17 protein-coding genes, 2 tRNA genes and 1 rRNA gene are annotated in these 19,952 nt (G+C 43.9%); 1 reads left to right on the forward strand and 19 read right to left on the reverse strand.

Going from position 1 to position 19,952, the window contains the following annotated elements:
* Positions 1-81: 81 nt before the first annotated feature.
* The 10 genes from ACHFJ9_RS20665 to ACHFJ9_RS20710 all read right to left on the reverse strand — a co-directional run bounded on the left by ACHFJ9_RS20665 (position 82) and on the right by ACHFJ9_RS20710 (position 9,068).
* Positions 82-157, reverse strand: a tRNA-Ala gene (locus tag ACHFJ9_RS20665).
* A gap of 45 nt (positions 158-202) precedes the next feature.
* A tRNA-Ile gene (locus tag ACHFJ9_RS20670) sits at positions 203-279 on the reverse strand.
* Between the two features lie 66 nt (positions 280-345).
* A 16S ribosomal RNA gene (locus ACHFJ9_RS20675) occupies positions 346-1,898 on the reverse strand.
* 484 nt (positions 1,899-2,382) lie between these two features.
* On the reverse strand, positions 2,383-3,636 hold the full coding sequence (locus tag ACHFJ9_RS20680; protein WP_054868202.1) for an HD-GYP domain-containing protein: 1,254 nt from the start codon (positions 3,634-3,636) through the stop codon (positions 2,383-2,385).
* Positions 3,637-3,764: 128 nt separating this feature from the next.
* Positions 3,765-4,763: a LacI family DNA-binding transcriptional regulator gene (locus tag ACHFJ9_RS20685; RefSeq protein WP_395222542.1), complete on the reverse strand. Its 999-nt coding sequence runs from the start codon at positions 4,761-4,763 to the stop codon at positions 3,765-3,767.
* A gap of 105 nt (positions 4,764-4,868) precedes the next feature.
* Positions 4,869-5,624 (reverse strand): chitin disaccharide deacetylase, encoded by a 756-nt coding sequence (chbG, locus tag ACHFJ9_RS20690; RefSeq protein ID WP_134648085.1) that lies wholly within the window; start codon positions 5,622-5,624, stop codon positions 4,869-4,871.
* A gap of 18 nt (positions 5,625-5,642) precedes the next feature.
* Entirely contained in the window at positions 5,643-6,965 is a 1,323-nt protein-coding gene (locus tag ACHFJ9_RS20695; protein WP_005397437.1) for a 6-phospho-beta-glucosidase, read from the reverse strand.
* 10 nt (positions 6,966-6,975) lie between these two features.
* Complete coding sequence (locus ACHFJ9_RS20700; protein ID WP_031780628.1) at positions 6,976-7,287, reverse strand: PTS lactose/cellobiose transporter subunit IIA; 312 nt, start codon at positions 7,285-7,287, stop codon at positions 6,976-6,978.
* Between the two features lie 51 nt (positions 7,288-7,338).
* Entirely contained in the window at positions 7,339-8,673 is a 1,335-nt protein-coding gene (locus ACHFJ9_RS20705; RefSeq protein WP_167713413.1) for a PTS sugar transporter subunit IIC, read from the reverse strand.
* Between the two features lie 89 nt (positions 8,674-8,762).
* The gene (locus ACHFJ9_RS20710) at positions 8,763-9,068 is read right to left on the reverse strand and encodes a PTS sugar transporter subunit IIB (RefSeq protein WP_041852887.1); all 306 of its coding nucleotides are present in this window, start codon (positions 9,066-9,068) and stop codon (positions 8,763-8,765) included.
* A 247-nt stretch (positions 9,069-9,315) separates the two neighbouring features.
* Between ACHFJ9_RS20710 and ACHFJ9_RS20715 the strand changes: the two genes are divergently transcribed.
* On the forward strand, positions 9,316-10,599 hold the full coding sequence (locus ACHFJ9_RS20715) for a carbohydrate-binding protein (RefSeq protein ID WP_046873617.1): 1,284 nt from the start codon (positions 9,316-9,318) through the stop codon (positions 10,597-10,599).
* A 420-nt stretch (positions 10,600-11,019) separates the two neighbouring features.
* Here ACHFJ9_RS20715 and ACHFJ9_RS20720 read toward each other — a convergent pair whose 3' ends face one another.
* The 9 genes from ACHFJ9_RS20720 to ACHFJ9_RS20760 all read right to left on the reverse strand — a co-directional run bounded on the left by ACHFJ9_RS20720 (position 11,020) and on the right by ACHFJ9_RS20760 (position 19,905).
* Positions 11,020-11,979 (reverse strand): hypothetical protein, encoded by a 960-nt coding sequence (locus tag ACHFJ9_RS20720; RefSeq protein ID WP_395356157.1) that lies wholly within the window; start codon positions 11,977-11,979, stop codon positions 11,020-11,022.
* A 261-nt stretch (positions 11,980-12,240) separates the two neighbouring features.
* On the reverse strand, positions 12,241-13,017 hold the full coding sequence (locus ACHFJ9_RS20725; RefSeq protein ID WP_042780844.1) for a hypothetical protein: 777 nt from the start codon (positions 13,015-13,017) through the stop codon (positions 12,241-12,243).
* Between the two features lie 466 nt (positions 13,018-13,483).
* On the reverse strand, positions 13,484-14,104 hold the full coding sequence (locus tag ACHFJ9_RS20730; RefSeq protein ID WP_395356159.1) for a hypothetical protein: 621 nt from the start codon (positions 14,102-14,104) through the stop codon (positions 13,484-13,486).
* A gap of 97 nt (positions 14,105-14,201) precedes the next feature.
* Positions 14,202-14,882, reverse strand: a complete 681-nt coding sequence (locus ACHFJ9_RS20735; protein WP_395356161.1) for a hypothetical protein — start codon at positions 14,880-14,882, stop codon at positions 14,202-14,204.
* 170 nt (positions 14,883-15,052) lie between these two features.
* Positions 15,053-17,746 (reverse strand): hypothetical protein, encoded by a 2,694-nt coding sequence (locus tag ACHFJ9_RS20740; RefSeq protein WP_395356163.1) that lies wholly within the window; start codon positions 17,744-17,746, stop codon positions 15,053-15,055.
* Positions 17,747-17,812: 66 nt separating this feature from the next.
* A complete protein-coding gene (locus ACHFJ9_RS20745; protein WP_395356165.1) occupies positions 17,813-18,241 on the reverse strand; it encodes a hypothetical protein in 429 nt (142 codons plus the stop codon).
* A gap of 26 nt (positions 18,242-18,267) precedes the next feature.
* Entirely contained in the window at positions 18,268-18,405 is a 138-nt protein-coding gene (locus ACHFJ9_RS20750; RefSeq protein ID WP_395356167.1) for a hypothetical protein, read from the reverse strand.
* Between the two features lie 75 nt (positions 18,406-18,480).
* Complete coding sequence (locus ACHFJ9_RS20755) at positions 18,481-18,729, reverse strand: hypothetical protein (protein ID WP_395356169.1); 249 nt, start codon at positions 18,727-18,729, stop codon at positions 18,481-18,483.
* A 12-nt stretch (positions 18,730-18,741) separates the two neighbouring features.
* The gene (locus tag ACHFJ9_RS20760; RefSeq protein WP_161608632.1) at positions 18,742-19,905 is read right to left on the reverse strand and encodes a site-specific integrase; all 1,164 of its coding nucleotides are present in this window, start codon (positions 19,903-19,905) and stop codon (positions 18,742-18,744) included.
* Positions 19,906-19,952: the final 47 nt, after the last annotated feature.

Below are 19,952 nucleotides of genomic sequence, written 5' to 3' on the forward strand. Positions count from 1 at the left end.
GTCAGCTTTCCAAATTGTTAAAGAGCTAGATTTTCTGATGAAAACCATTTTTAAAGATTCTTTTTCAAGAACACTTAAAGATGGTGGAGCTATGCGGGATCGAACCGCAGACCTCCTGCGTGCAAGGCAGGCGCTCTCCCAGCTGAGCTATAGCCCCATCAAGGTGTGTCGATACTGTATGCCAATCCCTTAGTAAGGAAATTGGTGGGTCTGAGTGGACTCGAACCACCGACCTCTCGCTTATCAGGCGAACGCTCTAACCACCTGAGCTACAGACCCAGTATCGTCTCTTTACTTTATAAACCGTATCAATCTGTGTGAACACTCATCGCAATAATCATCGTTTAAGGAGGTGATCCAGCGCCAGGTTCCCCTAGCGCTACCTTGTTACGACTTCACCCCAGTCATGAACCACAAAGTGGTAAGCGTCCCCCCGAAGGTTAAACTACCTACTTCTTTTGCAGCCCACTCCCATGGTGTGACGGGCGGTGTGTACAAGGCCCGGGAACGTATTCACCGTGGCATTCTGATCCACGATTACTAGCGATTCCGACTTCATGGAGTCGAGTTGCAGACTCCAATCCGGACTACGACGCACTTTTTGGGATTCGCTCACTCTCGCAAGTTGGCCGCCCTCTGTATGCGCCATTGTAGCACGTGTGTAGCCCTACTCGTAAGGGCCATGATGACTTGACGTCGTCCCCACCTTCCTCCGGTTTATCACCGGCAGTCTCCCTGGAGTTCCCGACATTACTCGCTGGCAAACAAGGATAAGGGTTGCGCTCGTTGCGGGACTTAACCCAACATTTCACAACACGAGCTGACGACAGCCATGCAGCACCTGTCTCAGAGTTCCCGAAGGCACCAATCCATCTCTGGAAAGTTCTCTGGATGTCAAGAGTAGGTAAGGTTCTTCGCGTTGCATCGAATTAAACCACATGCTCCACCGCTTGTGCGGGCCCCCGTCAATTCATTTGAGTTTTAATCTTGCGACCGTACTCCCCAGGCGGTCTACTTAACGCGTTAGCTCCGAAAGCCACGGCTCAAGGCCACAACCTCCAAGTAGACATCGTTTACGGCGTGGACTACCAGGGTATCTAATCCTGTTTGCTCCCCACGCTTTCGCATCTGAGTGTCAGTATCTGTCCAGGGGGCCGCCTTCGCCACCGGTATTCCTTCAGATCTCTACGCATTTCACCGCTACACCTGAAATTCTACCCCCCTCTACAGTACTCTAGTCTGCCAGTTTCAAATGCTATTCCGAGGTTGAGCCCCGGGCTTTCACATCTGACTTAACAAACCACCTGCATGCGCTTTACGCCCAGTAATTCCGATTAACGCTCGCACCCTCCGTATTACCGCGGCTGCTGGCACGGAGTTAGCCGGTGCTTCTTCTGTCGCTAACGTCAAACAACGCCGCTATTAACGACGCCGCCTTCCTCACAACTGAAAGTACTTTACAACCCGAAGGCCTTCTTCATACACGCGGCATGGCTGCATCAGGCTTGCGCCCATTGTGCAATATTCCCCACTGCTGCCTCCCGTAGGAGTCTGGACCGTGTCTCAGTTCCAGTGTGGCTGATCATCCTCTCAGACCAGCTAGGGATCGTTGCCTTGGTGAGCCCTTACCTCACCAACTAGCTAATCCCACCTAGGCATATCCTGACGCGAGAGGCCCGAAGGTCCCCCTCTTTGGCCCGTAGGCATCATGCGGTATTAGCCATCGTTTCCAATGGTTATCCCCCACATCAGGGCAATTTCCTAGGCATTACTCACCCGTCCGCCGCTCGACGCCGTTATCGTCCCCCGAAGGTTCAGATAACTCGTTTCCGCTCGACTTGCATGTGTTAGGCCTGCCGCCAGCGTTCAATCTGAGCCATGATCAAACTCTTCAATTTAAGATTTTGTTCGGCTCAATGAATACTGAACATTACATAAGTAATGTTTGAATTGACTGTGCTGAATCTTTCGATTCAATGGTCACTTCGTTTCATTGAAACCTAATTTGAAACCGAAGTTTCTAATTGGATTATCATCAACGAGTGCCCACACAGATTGATAGGTCTATATTGTTAAAGAGCTTGCTTATCGAGAAGTTTTTCTCTCAAAGCGGAGGTGCATTCTAGCGAGATAATTGAGAGTGTCAAACACTTTTTCAACTAATTTTCGTAGAAGCTTTTCACCTCTTCGACCCTGCTGAAGCCTTGTGGCGTCTGCCGTGTCGATGGATGCGCATTATAGGGAGAAGATTTTCTTTGGCAATACTAAAAGTACATTTTTTCTAAAAAAACATGCCAAGTGGATACTTTCCATCCAACCCAAAAATTACCCCGAAATAACACTCAAGATTTCTACAGCTTACCCACAAAAACCTGTGGATAACTACTCATCACTATCGAAGAAGTAAGAAATGCGTGAACGCGGATTAAGATACTCTTTGATTTTCTCCGGCAATTTAGACGGATGAATCGCGTTAACTATCTTTATATCCTTTGATGCAAGATCAATGATTGGCGCCTGCGTCCTTGGCACTGATGGGTCGTAAACCAATACATTTGGGAATAATAGATGCGATGCATTCACTGAGATAACCAAGCCCACCATATTATTGGAAAGCTGAACCACAGTGCCTGGAGGAAACACGCCCATAAACTTAATCAGGATATTCAGGTTTTCTTCTTTATATAGGTGTTTACAGTTCTTATATAAATGAGAGAGTGCGGTATAAGGAATTTTTTGATCTGAGACTATAGGTGTATGACACAAGTTATCAAATGCGTTAGCTACAGCAATAATTTGAGCAAACTCGTTGATCTCATCTCCTTTCAGACCTTTGGGATAGCCAGACCCATCTCTTAGTTCATGGTGCTGTGCAATCACAACTCTTGCAACTTCGGGAAAACCTTCTATTTGGCTCGCAAGGTCTACTCCATATTTGGTGTGCAACTTTAAGTAGTTAGTTTCTGGTTCCGTCAGCGGTGCTTGCTTTCTTAATATTGCGGTAGGAATTTTTATTTTCCCGATATCGTGGAATAGCGCTGAGAATGAAAGCTCTTTCAACTGTGCAGCTGAGTACCCCTTAGCACGGCCAATCATCATGGCGATAACAGCAACGTTCAACGAATGGAAATAAATATCTTCAAACTCATTTTTACCGTTCATCAGGTGTAGAGTGACATTATCATCACACATTAACTTCTCGACGATATCTTCAATAAGAAGCTTCGCTTCATCAACGGCAGCTGTTGGACGATTACGAATTTTCGTCATGACCGAGCGCATACGCGCAAGAGAGCGCTCAAACTCTTTTTCGCACTGGATAACGCGTCGACGATACGCACTTAACTTTTCTATGCGGTTTTGTTTTTCTTGCCAAAGTTTTTGAGTTTCATGATCTAGCGACGCTTCATTCGTTACTCTATCAGCTTGTATCTGGTCGACTGGAAGTGGTGCCGCATCACTTTGCTCTGGATTAAAGTAAACGAACTTTACACCGAGGTGACGGATCATCTCGACTTGTTCTTGATCTTTAATCTTAAAACTATTGAGTAGAAAAGGGTGATCGTTCCACTTTAGCGGAAGACGGATATGTAATCCGGGTTGAATACGATCGACCGTAAGTTTAATGGCTGCCACTTATTCACTACTGATTTACGTTGCCTAAGAGAGTTAGAATACTAGTAAATTTTGTGAATAAATTCATCAGTAAGTATCAAAACATCAGATGGTCATTTCTAATGACTCATTTAATGAGCAAAAGCAAGCTACTTTAAGGTTCGATCTGCTTTGCGTATTTTAAGCAGAGCCTCGAACGTTGGCTTATCTATTATTTCTTGACCTTTGACTAATCCCATTAATGTTTGTACCGCTACACGGGCCATATCACTGATAGGAAAGTGCACTGCCGACACTGTAGGATAAAGGCTTTCACAAAGGTCGACACTGTCAAAGCTAGTTAAAGAGATTTGCTCCGGTACTGAAATATTGTGCTCGTGTAAGTACTGCATTGCACCGACCGTCATTTCCTCACTGCAAGAAAAGACTGCAGTAACTTCAGGGTGTCGTTGTAAAATTGCAGCCATTGCATCATAACCACTTTGCCGACCATAATTCCCTTCTTCACACCAGCTTTCGTCAATATCGATACCTGCGTCCTTCATCGCGTCAACGTACCCAAGCTTTCTTAATAAACTATTATGACGTTGGGATGGACCGGTAATACAGGCGATTTTTCTATGACCACCAGCTAAAAGATGCTCGACGGCAATACGGCTTGCATGATGATGATTAAAAGTAACGCAACGCTCTTCTATTCCTTCAACATAGCGATCCAGAAGAACGAAAGGCGTAGGCTGTTTTGCTAATTCACGTAAATCATCATCTGACAAATAACGACTATGGAGGACATAGCCATCACAACGCAGATCATTAAAACGCTGAATGGCTTCCTTTTCACCTTCTGCAGAATGATGTCCTTGAGCGGTAATCAGAAACTTTTTATGAATATCCAGCTCAGTCTGAACCTGCTCCATCATCTCTCCAAAGAAGCCCCCCGTATAGTAAGTCACCAATAAGCCAACCATATTACTGGATGAGGTTGCGAGTGAACGAGCAATCGCACTCGGGCGATAATTCAGTTGCGCCATAGCTTGCTCTACTTTTTTTCGAGTTTCTTCGCGAAACTTCCCCTCCCCATTAATGATTCGAGAAACGGTAGAGCGATTTACACCGGCGAGTTCGGCGACATCTTTAATCCTTGCCATAATGCTATTGGGTCCAACTGCAATTGTTATTAAATATCCGTTTGTGTAGAACGGCTGCCAGCAATTCGTAAGGTGCTTATAGGGGGCGAAGCTGGCAGCCTTTAATCATACACCGACCATTTGATTGGTAGAAACGAGCTCAGAGTAATCCGTGACAGCTATACCATGTTGAGCTAACTGTTCTTTTAAAATGGGAGAGGTTAGAACTTGTAACTCTAGCTCTCGCTGAAGTGCATAACCACTCTTTAAAATCAGCGCTTGATCGGCCTCTGCCGGGTGGCACATCACCTCAACCAAATCATAGTCTGTCTTTAGACTCAATAAATGCGCCATCAAACCATCCAAACTTACTTTTTGATCGTAAAACTCATCAGTAAAGACATACCTTGTTGTCATCGATTCTTGACACAAGCCAGTGCCCCGCAGTGGCACTCGGTATTCACTCGCTACCTCTTTAATAACGGGCAAAATTTGAGGGTGAGTATGCGCGTGATGATGGCTATCTAAGTGGCTTAGCTCTAACCCAAGCGATAAAAAATGTTCCACCTGAGCTTTTGCTTCGTCATAAATGACCTGAGTTTCGAAGTCCTGCTTACCCCACAGTTCGTCGTATTTGATAAAATGCGCTCGACCGTTGGTCAAATTAGGGTGCCCAGTTAGAGGCACTCCCGCTGTAAACCTAAGATGAACACCAATTCTCAAGTCTGGATTATGGCGAGCCAACTCTAAAGCATGCTTCTCAGCATCCATACCGACCATCATGGTGGTTGAATGAACAACACCTTGCTGATGAGCTTTTACGATGCCGTTATTTACACCTCTCGTTAAACCAAAATCATCAGCATTAAAAATGACTTTCATTGGCGCCCTTCCTTAGTACTACAACGTCGTTAGTTTAAATTGAGGTAAATACGGAGCGTTCACCGCTAGGATATCATCCAGAATTGACTTGGCACGACCAATGTCTGGCACCAATGGGTTGTTGGTTAATGCCATGAGCGCTTTGTCATAATTACCTTCAACAGCAGCGTCTATTGTCAACTGTTCATATGCTTTGACTTGATAGAGTAATCCTTTGATATTGTTTGACAGCTCACCAACCGCAAGAGGTTTCGCGCCCCAACTACCAATCACCGCGCTACACTCAATCACAGCATCGTCGGGGAGGCCGTTAATCGCTCCGTTATTTAAGACGTTAACAACATGAATACTATTACGATTGTTATAAATTGAATCAACCAAGTTTAGTGATGCATCTGAGTAATAAGCCCCACCCCGCTCTTCTAACTCTTTCGGCTTATGATCGAGATTAGGATCTTGATAGAGCTTGAATAGCGCATTTTCTGTTTCCATTACCTGCTCAGCACGAGTGCCCTTTTCACCCGCGCTTTGTTTCTCTTCAGCGAGCATAGCATCGGTTTGATAGAAATAACGATGGTAAGGACATGGTATCGCCCCTAGCGCTTTTAGAAATGCGGGATCCCACGGTTCTTCCCAGATGTTCTTCATGCTGAAGTTAGCACCATCACCGACTTTCTCTAATACTGTTTGAGTAATATCTTCTCCATTGAGCCATGCTTTGTGCACCCAAACGAGATGGTTTAATCCGGCAAACTCAAGTTGTAGCTCTTTTGGCTCGCACTCCATCATTTCTGCGATCATCATTTCCATCGAAACCGGCACATTACATAAACCAATACTCTTTACTTTGGTGTACTTACTGACGGCTTCAGAGACCAAACCCGCAGGGTTAGTGAAGTTGAGCATCCATGCATTGGGTGCCAACTCTTCAATATCTTTACATATATCAAGAATAACCGGGATGGTTCGCAGTGCTTTAGCAAACCCACCAGGGCCTGTTGTTTCTTGGCCAATGACGTCGTATTTAATTGGAATTCGCTCGTCATTAGCACGAGCAGCAAGGCCACCCACACGGAACTGCGTCATCACAAAGTCCGCATCTTTTATCGCAGCACGACGATCAAAGTCTGCTTTTATCTCAATCTTTGCACCTGCTTTATCAACCATTCGCTGCGCTAGACCTTTGATAATCTCAAGCTTCTCAGCTCCTGACTCAATGTCCACAAAATGAATCTTCTTAACGGGTAAATATTCTAAGCGCTTAATAACCCCTTCAACCAGTTCAGGGGTATAGCTACTACCACCGCCAATAATGGCAAGTTTGATCGCCTCTCTAGACATTTTTCTCCCCTTATTTGTTCGAGATTTTTTTGTTCAGTGCAACGATTTCTACAGCCATTTCTTGAGCCAAAATCGTGGTCATTAAGTGATCTTGAGCATGTACCATCACTAACGTCATCGGGACTTTCCCTTCCCCCTGATCTTCCTCAATCAACTGAGTCTGAATTAAGTGGGCTTTGTTAATGCACTCTCTTGCTTGAGAGAGCTTCTCCTCAGCCGCATCAAAATCTTGTTCTCTAGATAAACGCAACGCCTCGTAGCTCAAACTTCTGGCTTCGCCAGCATTACAGATGATCTCCATCACAACCAATTCTTGTTCCATCATTTTCTCTCCGAAAATCGGGCCGCGGTAATTGCGGCCCATTAAGCACCGTTAAGCAGTAACACCTTCACCTGAAGGTTGCGTCTCATCCTTAGTTTCTTTCGTCGTTGGTAGTTCTTGCTCCAACATTTGCTTCTCAAACATTTTGAAGAATGGGAAGTAGATAATTAGATCAAGAATCAATAAACCAATGACGAGCAATACTGGAGCAAAGGTCCAACCGCTACCCCACGAAGCACCTATCAGTGCTGGTGTTGTCCAAGGCGTTGTAGCGACCCCCATACCCACAAAGCCGACATGCACAGCAAAGTACGCTATCGTAGCGTTGATGACTGGAGCGAAGACGAACGGGATAAACAAGGTCGGGTTCATCACAACTGGGCTACCGAAGATCACAGGTTCATTGATTTGGAAGAAGCCAGGCACCGCACTCATTCGACCAATACTCTTAAGGTGAACAGAACGGCTAAATGACATCAGCATAACAAGAGCAAGTGTTGCACCAGAGCCACCGATAAAGATGTAAAAATCCCAGAAAGGCTGAGTAAATACGTTTGGAATCGGTTCACCTGCAACAAAGGCTTCGATGTTGGCACCAATGTTGGTCAAGAAAATTGGAGAAAGCAGCCCCACAACAATTGCAGCACCATGGATACCCGCAAACCAAAGTAGTTGGCAAAGCAATAGAGCGCCAATAATGGCAGGCAATGAGTTAGACGCACTAATTAAAGGCTTAAAAACTGCCATGACCGCATCTGGAATCAGCATGTCGTACTGGGTTTGCACGAAAAGGCTAAGTGGGTATAAGGTAATGAATATCGCTAAGACTGGTAACAGCACTTCAAATGATCGTGCAATCGCCGGTGGAACTTGCTCTGGCATGCGAATCGTAATATTGTGCTTTTTCATAAAACGGTAGAGCTCTACCGAGAAGAATGCACACATCACTGCGGTGAAGATCCCGGTTCCTCCCATGTGTGACATAGACAACGCGCCATCTTTAGCAGGGGCCGCGATGAGTAAAAAAGACATCAGCGACAATACAGCACTCGTGATCCCATCCATCTTGTAAGCCTTAGCTAAGCTATAAGCAACGCCGAGCGAAACAAAAATGGTCATGATCCCCATCGACATGTTGTAGGGCATCATTATGGTATCAAAATGTGTGGTGGCGAAATCGAGCCAAATTCGACCAAAAGTAAAGGTCGTGTCTTCGGCAAATGGTGGGAATGCAAAAATCAAAATGAAACTACCGACAATAATAAACGGCATTGCAACTATAAAACCGTCTCTCATTGCTCGAACATGGGGCTGATTCCCCACTTTTGCTGCTATAGGGGCTATATGCTTTTCGACTGCGCCTATAATTGCGTCATAAAGCTTCATAGAATCCATCCTTATTTTAGGCAAAAGAATCCCACATCAAATATTTATATTTGATGTACAGTTATCTTTTTTAAATTTAAAACTATGGTTTAGTTAATTAATTCTAATGCTTGCTCTAGTACTTCTTCTCCCTTCATCATTCCATAATGCTGAGGAGAAATCGCATCAATGTTTTTACCATGCTCTTGCGCCGTTTTTCTTAGCTCTTCTAGCTGAAAACGTACTTGAGGCCCGAGAAGACAAACATCGTACTCTTTAATTGCATCTTCAAATGCATTCACTGACATCGCATCAATTTTGCACTCAATTCCTTTACTTTCAGCAGCTTGCTCCATTTTTTTAACAAGCATACTAGTTGACATCCCTGCGCTACAGCATAAAAGGATCTTTTTCATAGCCTTACTCCCGTTGTGTAAATTTCAACCTGCAAAAACTGTAGCAAAAATAACCAAGACAAAAAAGCGCAACCGGTTGCATTATTCGTGAACACAATCCCAATTTAGAAAATACGACCTGTTTTTTAGTAATTATTTAGGTCTAGGATAAAAGTCAGGAAATAAATTAAGACACTACATTAGGTTTCAAATTATCAATATATTACTACTGACAACGTCGTTATTAATTTCTAAAAAGGAATAGAGAATGAAATTTAATAAATTGGCTATTGCAACGCTTGTAAGTGCCGCACTATCACAATACTCATTTGCTCAAACCGACTCTAAAGGCACCATTTATCTAACGTTTGATGATGGACCAATCAATGCTTCTATTGACGTTATTCAAGTACTTAACCAAGAAGATATCAAAGCGACGTTTTACTTTAATGCTTGGCACTTAGACGGAATTGGTGATGAGAATGAAGACCGTTCGCTAGAAGCCTTAAAGCTCGCATTAGACACTGGTCATATTGTCGCGAACCATAGTTACGATCATATGGTTCATAACTGCGTTGATGAGTTTGGACCTAATAGCGCAGCAGAATGTAATGCTACCGGCGACCACCAGCTTAACTCGTACCAAGATCCTGTTTACGATGCCTCAATGTTTACGGAAAACTTATCTGTGTTAGAGAAGTATTTGCCTAACATTACAAGCTACCCGAATTATAAGGCAACAGAGTTTGCTAGACTGCCCTACACCAACGGCTGGCGCGTGACTAAAGACTTCAAAGCAGATGGATTATGTGCAACGTCTGATGACTTTAAACCTTGGGAACCAGGCTACGTTTGTAATATCAACGACCCATCAAACAGTGTGAAAGCCTCAATTGCGGTACAAAACATTCTGGCTAATAAAGGCTATCAAACACATGGTTGGGATGTAGATTGGGCACCTGAAAACTGGGGGATAGCAATGCCAGCCAACAGTCTAACAGAGGCAGAACCTTTCCTAGGTTACGTAGATGCAGCATTGAACAACTGTGCTCCTACCACCATCAACCCGATCAACTCAAAAGCACAAGAGTTTCCATGTGGTACACCACTCCACGCAGACAAGGTCATTATTCTAACGCATGAGTTTTTGTTTGAAGATGGTAAGCGAGGAATGGGTGCAACCAAGAATTTACCTAAATTAGCGGAATTTATCCGACTAGCAAAACAAGCTGGCTATGTATTCGATACGATGGATAACTACACACCAAACTGGCAAGTTGGTCATAGCTACAACGCTGGCGACTACGTCCTACATTTAGGCACCGTTTACCAAGCAGTGACCAGCCATAACGCACAGCAGGACTGGGCACCTTCCCCAACCTCTAGCCTTTGGACCAATGCTGATCCGGCAACAAATTGGGAAGTGAATGTTTCATATAAAGAGGGAGATGTTGTGACGTACTCTGGCAAACGTTATCTCGTCAACGTCCCACACGTCTCTCAAGCCGATTGGACACCTGACTCACAGAACACCTTGTTCACAGCTCTATAAGCTGTTCCCTACTATTATCATGTAGTAGCTTGCGCGAGGTAATACCTCGCGCTTTTTTATTTTTAGAAAAGTAAAAATGGAAAGCAGTAAAGAGTGGACTGACTGGGCCTGGCATTCCTGACGCCACGCTGGATTTGAATTCACAAACCCTATATACAACAAAGCCCCGACTTACGTCGAGGCTTTATCATATGAATTATGGTACCGGTGGGCGGACTTGAACCGCCACGCCCGAAGGCAACGGATTTTGAATTCCTCTTAAGCACTTGTAATTACTTGCATTTAAGAGGATTTCTTTGGATATCAAGGACCATGAAATAGGATTTCATTGGATCTTTGTTGCACACGTAGAGTACAGATTTGAAAAACGCCGTACCGCTCCAATTCACTTTTAGACAGAAACAAGTTAGGTAAATAGATCTAACTTGCTTCATTCAAATTGGAAGAAAAAACTAAGTGAGTGAAATTTACCCCTTTACCGTCCAATGAAGAGATAAACTCATTGACAGACACCTCACCCAAAGTGTCCAACTGATTCAACATCTTATCAAATCTAATTACCTCAACTCCAAATTCCACGTCACGTGCTAGATCACTAGAGCAAAATGAAGTATCGAATGATTTAATTGATGAAAGGACAGTGGCGGCAGCTTTGACTGTTGCAGCTATAAACTGTAGCCAAGTCTGATTCTCATCTCTTTGACCTTCTACACCAAATTGCAAACACAGGTGATCTTCCAGCACAATCAAATCACCATCAATCGCAGCAAAAAGTGTTTCTGCTTTCATGACATCTTGACCACACCGACTTAGTTCAACTAACTCTGTACAGTGTTTTATGATATCTGAGCAAGACAGGAGTGCATCATTAACTACTCTGGTATCCCCCTTGTCTATTCCTTTAGTAAGACCATTACCGGGATATAGGTTTTGGTAGAGTTGCTTTCTATCAAATAATATAGTCCATGGCTTTCGTTTTAATGAATCGTATGACTTTGTAAACAAAACCAGTGTATTAAAGTGATCGACGAAGTGCTCATAGTGTGCGAGATACAACTTGGTTAGGTTATCTTGTTCTGCATTGCTTATCTGTTTTTGCGTATTAAGAAGTTGTTCCGCGGCTTGTTGCGCTCCATGTAATTTACCAATCAGCACTGCCAAAGGGATCGCCAATGATGTAATACCAAGTGGTAGCTTGCTTATTTCCAAAAATGTCGAATATGCTTCGGCAGTAAAGGTCAGTTCATAGTTAATCCAGACTGGAACACCTAAAGCCAGCGCAAATACTATGGGTATAAAAATACAAACCCAAAACAAAGGCTGTCGCTCTAGGCCAGTCTTGGGGTTGAGGGCTAGCCAACCTAACATTTTTTCTAACACGATATTTTCCCTTCTCTGTTAGCATTTGTGATAGTACTTATTGTGTAATGTGATTGGCAAATGAGTGCTAATCCCACATTCGTTAGATCACAAACTAGATATAACCAGGGCTTACCCCAATGTACACCGCGGTATAGTTGCAACTTTCTCCTATCACCTATAAAGACTTGAAATGTAGCACAATAATTACATTTTCTAGTTTTTCCAATTATCAGGAGATAGCATTTAACCTAGTGTACAAACATTGAGCCCAACATTAGGCTAGTGCCCTACAGAGGATGGGTTATTCATGGCAGCATAAAGTTCAGGATGCCTAACAAACTCGCTATCGCCACTCTCGACAGAATATGTCTTATAGTTCAAGCTTTCACTTCCTACCACCCAATACCTATGCAACCGCTCTTCCTGCACACGATGAATAGAGTTTGCTAAAAAACCTTTGTCCTCAACTTTTGATACTAAGCTTATACTGCGAAGAAAACCTAAAGCTCCATCAATCTCATCTAAAGGTATACCCGTCTGTTTTGCTATTGTACCTCGGCACAAATCCACAAAGGTGTTGCTGTTACTACGACTTGCAAGCAAGTACAAGAATAGCTTCAATGCATTACGCTCATGAGTATATCTGTTGTGGATAGCAGCTAGGGAAGGAATTTTCTCTTCATTTTTTACTATCGCTCTCTTGGGCAGCTTACACCACCCTTTGTAAGCACCACCTTCAAACGTATATGTTTTATTTCTAACTCCTGTAGACTTAAGTAAGCCAACAAGTTTTAACTTCTTTAAACCTCTAGATACAAGAGCACGACTTAAGGAACACATTTCGGTCAACTGGTCATATGTCGCTTTAGCTTCGAATACATCTGTAGATCTGTAACCATTATCGCGATTTACCTGCTTTGCAAAGAAGCACAACACTATAAAAACCTTGAGAGCAGCAATGTCATCACTGACTTTGTTACCACTACTGAAGTGCTCACGCATCTTACCCTCAGAAATCCATCGCGAAGGCATTTTCGACCAAAGCATTAAAGTCATAAGATTACTCTCATCAAGTTAACTAAAACAGACACCAGCTCATCTCCTAAAAACACTAACAATAAGATCAAAATCGTTAGTTGAGGTTGAACACTGGCAATTCTTTCCAAACCACTCAAAAATAACTCAAACATTACAATCTCCGATGTATAAGTACCTCGTGTACAGATACTTTTTACATCATGGTTGATTGTCTTTAAATACTTCGAAGTACGATCTTTCTAGAAAATACAGTGATGATTTTTGGCATAAACCATTATTATATAACAACAATTTAAACCTAAAAAAAGTCTCATTAGTTCATGGCAATACTCTATTAGTTCACAGAATACAACAAAACCAGCTCAAAAAACACACAACCAGTAAAGCCTTCAGGTAGTGGAAATACCAGCACAAAACGCAGACAACAAAAAAAAAAGGGAGCAGTCACTCAACGTAACTACTCCCTTCAAAACACCAATTCGGACTACTTCAGCTCATAGAACAGCTCGGTCAAAGCCACTTCACCAACTTGTTCCACTAACTGAGCAACAAAACCATCAAACTCATCAGAAAACCCAATTTTCGCCAAATCATACTCAGCGGAAACTTGATCCAGTGATAGATTACGAACCTTACCCTGATTCTTAGCTCGACGAGCCTTGTCATTCAACGAGGTTACGGCTTTACCTAAATCACTACCAGCAAGCAGTTCAGGATTAGCAAGCAACAAATGACGCGCAGATGGGTAAAGTTTGTCACCGTAGAACATCGGCTTAGATTGCCCCTTTAACTTCTCACGCTCGGTGTGCGCAGCAGACAGCGCTTCCTCTACAGATATGCCAGCCTTTATGCGGTTCATTAACGTACTTTGCGCCACACCTAGCTCTCTAGCCGCTTGGCGCATACTTGAGTACTCAGTGCCGTCTATAACAACTTTCTTGCGGTAGTCACCTTTAGGGCGTGCTTCCAGCTCAAGGGCTTGCTCCAACGTCCAGCCGAACTTGGTAATGCGCTCATTCACCAGTTTAGGATTCAAACCATAGTGACGCGCAGCAGCTGTTCGGGAAGGGAACTCAACTCCCTCAATTTCATAGATATTTTTCATATTGTTATCTCTTTTCAATTTGTTAAGCATAAAACGACACAGAGGCCGCCTGGAATAAGCCAGACGACCTCTGCATGGTTACTACTCGAAATAGGTCTTAAAACGGGGCATCATCGTCTACAGGCGCTTTTTGAGCTACACCCTCGCCGAAGCTGACCTTGGATTTAATCTGCTCATATAGCGCCAGCATATCGCGCACGAGTTCAGCGTTCGGTCTCGGCTGTCCATTGGGCTTCACCCAGTTCTGTTGCTTCCACTTCGGTGCCCATTCAGTAAGAGTGTTCACCACAGTGATGTTCAGACCCAACACTTCAACGGAACCGACACCATTATTAAGCTCTGCTTTAGCACGCTTTAGAGCATGAAAACCAAGTTGTAGTTGCATAGTGGCAGCAGTCCCCTTCAAAGCTTCGGTCACATGCGTTTCACCATTCACCACCGATATTGTTGACGCCTTACCACCTGTACCAAGATGGCAGTTAACAGTGACTTTTTTATCTCCCGATGAGGGCAGATACTTACTCAGATAACTCAAGTCCTCCTGAACTTTCGGCATACCGTTATTACGTGGTCGCTTCGGTGCTTTTCTCTTCAAGCGTTTATTGTTTGCTTTGCGGATTTTGGGAATTGCATCAACCGCCTCCTGATAGCTATTAAAACCTTTAACATTGCCGCCCGGTTTACCGTGAGATAAAGCGCGAGCCTCATCGAAGGTTTTAACAGGTACGATCGCTTCATCAGTAATCGCCAAATAATAATTACAATGTGACTTAGCCATAATAATGCTCCTTAGAATTTTATTGAGTTAGCCGCCGGAATGACGGCTGTGAATTTGAATAAATGTCATTGCGTGTGAGGTTGGCTTTCTTATATCCCCAACGGTGCAATGGTTGATATGTAAAAAAGCCCTTTGAGATAAGGGCTTTCGATAGGTCAATATTTACGATCTCAACGGGCGTTGAGAGCTTCTCGCAGTGAGGAACGAGATTCAGGGTTGAAGAGGATTTCAACTTCGAAGTCAGGAAACTTCGAGACTATTAAGCGAGCTAAACTGATGGTTAGCTCAGTCATCGGTACAGCGCCTTCAATCAATTTGGCGTTCTTAGCACTACGAACAGCGGTCGCTTTGGTTGGATAGCCAATATCGGTCATCCACTCAGCTAATGCTTTGGCGGTGATCTGTTTCTTACTCATACCGCTTTTTTCATGCGCGTAGAAACGCAAGAATAAGCGTGCCATCAAACTGTCAGAGGCCTCATTAGCCTTTAAACGCAAATTTTTATTACTAGCGGTTTCAGCCATTACCAAGCGGTCTTGCCAGTCATACCAATCCTCAGACGTTTTAAGACAATGCACCTTCCGCCAGTGATCAAAGCGCAATCTTGTAAACAGCATCTCATCCACCGACTTGTGTGGCTTGCTTTCAAGCGCAATATGCTTCCGTCCTTTCACGTCAACCATTACCGGATTTAGGAGCTGTCGCTTCTGATCGAACTCCATGTTCTGGTAGATAGACCGCTTCTCTAGCATCAAATCCTTATGCTCTAAGAAGCGCATTCGGTTCGGTGTCAGATAGCTACCATCAACTTTATCGCCGGGCTTACGGGTAAGATACTTGTTCACCATATAAGCACTTTGGTCAGTGACCATCGGATCAACCTTAACGCTACCTTTCGCAAGTATCGGCTCAAAACCTTCACTTTCGATAACGGTGTACTGAGCACGAGTCTTAGCACCGATCAGCTGCTTCGCTTGATGCTTGAGTTCCAGTACTTCACCACAAGTTGGGTCTATACGGTGGTAAAGATCACGGAACCGCCGACAAATAACACCATTAAGATCAATCTCATCCAACTCTGCATTGGTTAAGAATCCATCCGTTGTAACAGACACTACGACCTTATCATCGGGAATGCTGTGAAGCATTTCTCCAAGCAAAGCTCTGGCACTACCTGTCACCCACGCAGCAAAAAACGGATTAGTCAAAGTCGATGGTGGTAGTTGCGTAGAGTAACCAGCTTGGATATCGAACGACCTCTTTGGGCGCAACGATTGAGCTAGCTTTCCATAACAACTATTTAACATCTCCTTGGTCAACTTTTCATCAAAGCTATTTTTAACGAATGACTTACGGCGTTCTCGACCCCAACGCATGAAGTCTTCGAAGATTCGTTTATCATTCTTCCATGGCACTACAAACGCTTGCTTGATGGTAATTTCCGCACCTTGGTTATAAGCAACTTCAAGTTCATGACCAGTGCAGTGCGTCTCACCCGATAGCGGAAATATCAATCCATATTCAGAGCGCACGGCTAAGCTTGGAAATCGAGTATGTTCAGGGAACTTAAACTCCACCCACGCCAGAGCACACTTGTCTCCAAACAGATCATGTAGATCTCGAGTCATGTACATCTGATCGTAATCTAACTCGCGTAAACCAAGCGTAATCGCCGAATAACATGATGGAACATCATAATCTCGCCAAGTATCAATCGGAGTAGGACCAGCGATAAATGACTCGTTGCGACCACCGTGATAACACTGAGTCGCAAAGTTTTCCAACGTCATGCGAGCCGTTACAGGCACATCACGAGTTATCGTTAGCGGTTTACTTCGGTCAGAAGGCCACACTTCTTTAGTCACCTTCTCAAAACCAAACAAGCCACGATAACCGCGCTTATCCTCCAAACTATTCACAAAGGCTTTAACGGCGATACCACCGATGGTGAACGGAACCGAATTTAGACCGAGTGTATTTTGACAGAAGGAAGAAACCCGCTCGAAATGACGAGCACTGATAATTGAATCAGTTATCGCGTATTCGGCAAACTTTTCAGGTTCTGCTTCCAGAAACTCATCCATTCGAGAGATAGAGTACGGCGCTGGAATTTCTACCTTTGGAATCTTCAATAGCTCTCCGACAGAGGCTAGTGACGATCCATTGGGCGAAAGCAGCATGGTGTCGTAGAACGTGATATACAAGGTGTGTCGGTTGCGGGATTTGTCGTGAACATTGAGAGGCTCTTTATCGATACGTCGAGACATGACTTTATCAAGTTCCAGTCCGTATACGTCATCAAGACTCGCCACCGTCTTACGTAAACCTTTGACATGTGTCTTGAGTTGGTCAAAAGCTTGGCTGAAGTTAAACAAATCAGCCGATAGCCAATGAGCACACAAAATGATGTCAGTCGGCCACTTATCAAGTACTTCATCTTCCATCGCTTTTTCGATAGCCTGAACCAAGCATTTGTCCAGTGCCAGCCGTCCCGATTTTTTGGTCGATTCAGGAAACAAGATAATGGTTGATAACTTGCCCTTGAATAGAACAACAAATTGGTAACTCAAGATACGGTTGTAGGTTCCGCATTCAGACTCTACATACTCAGTATCCATCGCTATCACGGGGCGTTCAAAGAACGGTGTTACCTCTCGTCGCTTTCGCTTAGTTTGCTTCTTCTTTTTGGGCTTACGACCCACCAGTGGTTTAACTTTGCGCTTTACGCCATCAAAAGAAGTGGGCTCACTAGGTTGAGCTTCACCCCAAGCACTTACCGCTTCGTCCTCAGTCCAACCGGATGTTGCTAGGTTGTCCATGCTTAAGTCAGAAGACTGCTCTAACCAATCATATGTTTCGTTCATATAACTACTCTCCAGAAACGCAAAAAGACGCTCTAAGGCGTCTTTTTGCAAGGTTTACAATGATGATTATTTAAAGTCTGACCAAGCAATCTTAGGCAGATCATTGCCCTCGCTATACGTCAGCAAGGCTTCAGTAATCGCGTCACGCAAACCTTCGAGGTTGCTGAATTCTTCAGGCGTAAACATAGCAAGCAAATTGTCGCTGTTTACCACCGTCATCAACAATGCACCCGACTTAGGAGAGATGAAAGCACTACCAACCGTATCCGCATGGATCCAGCCACCGCTTTCCAACATGAAGCATTTATTCTTCTCAGGTTTCATCTTCTTCGATACCTGTTTAAAGAGTGCGTCAGCCTCTTCACCAGTTTCAGCAACGATTAGATTGCCTCTTGCACCCAGAATAAGCAGCAGATCTTCAGACGGAAGAACCGTTTTGCCACCAAACACATTCGCTACACCAGAGTTAGTACGCACAAAAATAGAGTTACTCATTTTGATACCTCAAATCATTTAAATTGTTAAAGAGCAATCTGGTTGGACGAACCAAACCAGTTGCCCTCCCGCCCCAAACTTGGGATGCCAATATTCTGCTTTTTTAAGGCATCGCATTTTTCTGGTACAAAAATGCGATTTTCAGGTAACGAATCGTTGCGCAATGAAAACTCCTGAAATAAACAAAGCCCAGAGTGCATAGCACTCTGGGCTTTGTTTTTAGTACGGTACAACTTAAGTTAGATTAACCAACGAGGAGCCAACTTCCGTTCTTGCTCTTCCAACAGTTTCTTCTGCTTCTCAGCCTGCTCATTTTCCCAAGCAATCACATCACTTAACCGGAAACGAATAGGGCTATTTCGGTTGGTCCCCAATTTAAAGAAAGGCGGTAACGAAGCTGGGTTACGGGAACAAGCTGTGGTAATGGACTCTAAGCTACGCTTTTGGCGCTCAGCAAGGTCTTGTTTAGTCAAGATAACATCATTCATTTTTCATTTTCCTTACAGACGTAATTCAGAATTGCCAGACAACAAAGACAAGGCGGTGCTTTGGCTCGCTTCAGCCAATTTAGATTGTTGATGAAAAGCATATCGCTCAGTCGTTGTAATACTCTGGTGAAACAAGCTGGACTGCACTAATCGAGCATCACCAGTGAGCATCAACTGTCTACTGGCGTATGTACGACGTAAGTCATGGATATTAAAAGACTCACTCCCTCCCGTAGACTGCAACACAACGTCGCGAATCTTCTCATGGCAACTACGAGGGTAAGCTATATGCGCACCCTCCTTCACAGCAGAAGGAAAAATCCACTCATTCCATGACAACTCTGCGCAGCTTTTTAATACTTCTCGAGCTGGCTCATTAAGCATCACACGGTACGACTTACCATTTTTAGTCATCGGCAGAGTCAACAATGTAAGGTCGTCACTCAGCATTTCTCGACGGATATCAATGACATTTCCGATGCGAAGTCCTGTAATCAAACTGAACAACAATGCCTTAGACTGAAAGCTGCTAATGCGAATCGCTTCCCGAATATAGATACGCAACTCATCGTCACTTAAAACTCGGTCACGTATATTGTTTTCAGGCCACTTCTTGATACCCTTACACGGGTTTACAACCAAAAGCTCCAGCTCTACAGCAAGTGAAAAAATGCGCGAGAGAAGGGACAAATGACGGTTTACCGTTGAACCTTTAACTTGAGTAGATAGCTCGGTAAGAAATTGCGTAATCTGCAACTTACTGACATCACCTAAAGCTTGATGTGCAAAGATTGGAGCCACTCGGCGCCAACGTGTTTTTACACTCTCGATATCTCGATTTCGGCTTTCCATCATTGGAAGAACATAATCAATGAAGAAGTCACCTATTAAAAGGGATGCAGCTTTGTTGTAATAGCCAAGCTCAATCTTCGAGACACGCTCTCTGGCAATCTTGTCAAAAGTAGAAATGCTCATCTCAGGCCAATGTCCAATCACCTCATTAAAACGCTGACCTTTAAACGTCTTAGAGATGCCTAGAGAGATCGTATTGGCATAGAATGTTACTTGCTGGTACTTCACACCTTCACGTCGCTTAACAATTGGACTCTGTCCAGGTTTAGGGCGAGGGTGTGACTCAAAAATAGATGCGGTAAAAGGAATGGCACGACTAACCACAATTTACTCCTGTGCATAGAAAGTCAAAAACATGCAAAGGATTTTAC

It is taken from the genome of Vibrio sp. D3 (assembly GCF_043995865.1).
Lineage (GTDB): Bacteria > Pseudomonadota > Gammaproteobacteria > Enterobacterales > Vibrionaceae > Vibrio > Vibrio diabolicus.

Bases quoted from the DNA above. Each gene is read 5' to 3' on its own strand.
- ACHFJ9_RS20685 (WP_395222542.1), bottom strand. From the start codon at position 4,763: ATGGCAAGGATTAAAGATGTCGCCGAACTCGCCGGTGTAAATCGCTCT.
- chbG (WP_134648085.1), bottom strand. From the start codon at position 5,624: ATGAAAGTCATTTTTAATGCTGATGATTTTGGTTTAACGAGAGGTGTA.
- ACHFJ9_RS20695 (WP_005397437.1), bottom strand. From the start codon at position 6,965: ATGTCTAGAGAGGCGATCAAACTTGCCATTATTGGCGGTGGTAGTAGC.
- ACHFJ9_RS20700 (WP_031780628.1), bottom strand. From the start codon at position 7,287: ATGGAACAAGAATTGGTTGTGATGGAGATCATCTGTAATGCTGGCGAA.
- ACHFJ9_RS20705 (WP_167713413.1), bottom strand. From the start codon at position 8,673: ATGAAGCTTTATGACGCAATTATAGGCGCAGTCGAAAAGCATATAGCC.
- ACHFJ9_RS20710 (WP_041852887.1), bottom strand. From the start codon at position 9,068: ATGAAAAAGATCCTTTTATGCTGTAGCGCAGGGATGTCAACTAGTATG.
- ACHFJ9_RS20715 (WP_046873617.1), top strand. From the start codon at position 9,316: ATGAAATTTAATAAATTGGCTATTGCAACGCTTGTAAGTGCCGCACTA.
- ACHFJ9_RS20725 (WP_042780844.1), bottom strand. From the start codon at position 13,017: ATGACTTTAATGCTTTGGTCGAAAATGCCTTCGCGATGGATTTCTGAG.
- ACHFJ9_RS20730 (WP_395356159.1), bottom strand. From the start codon at position 14,104: ATGAAAAATATCTATGAAATTGAGGGAGTTGAGTTCCCTTCCCGAACA.
- ACHFJ9_RS20735 (WP_395356161.1), bottom strand. From the start codon at position 14,882: ATGGCTAAGTCACATTGTAATTATTATTTGGCGATTACTGATGAAGCG.
- ACHFJ9_RS20740 (WP_395356163.1), bottom strand. From the start codon at position 17,746: ATGAACGAAACATATGATTGGTTAGAGCAGTCTTCTGACTTAAGCATG.
- ACHFJ9_RS20745 (WP_395356165.1), bottom strand. From the start codon at position 18,241: ATGAGTAACTCTATTTTTGTGCGTACTAACTCTGGTGTAGCGAATGTG.
- ACHFJ9_RS20755 (WP_395356169.1), bottom strand. From the start codon at position 18,729: ATGAATGATGTTATCTTGACTAAACAAGACCTTGCTGAGCGCCAAAAG.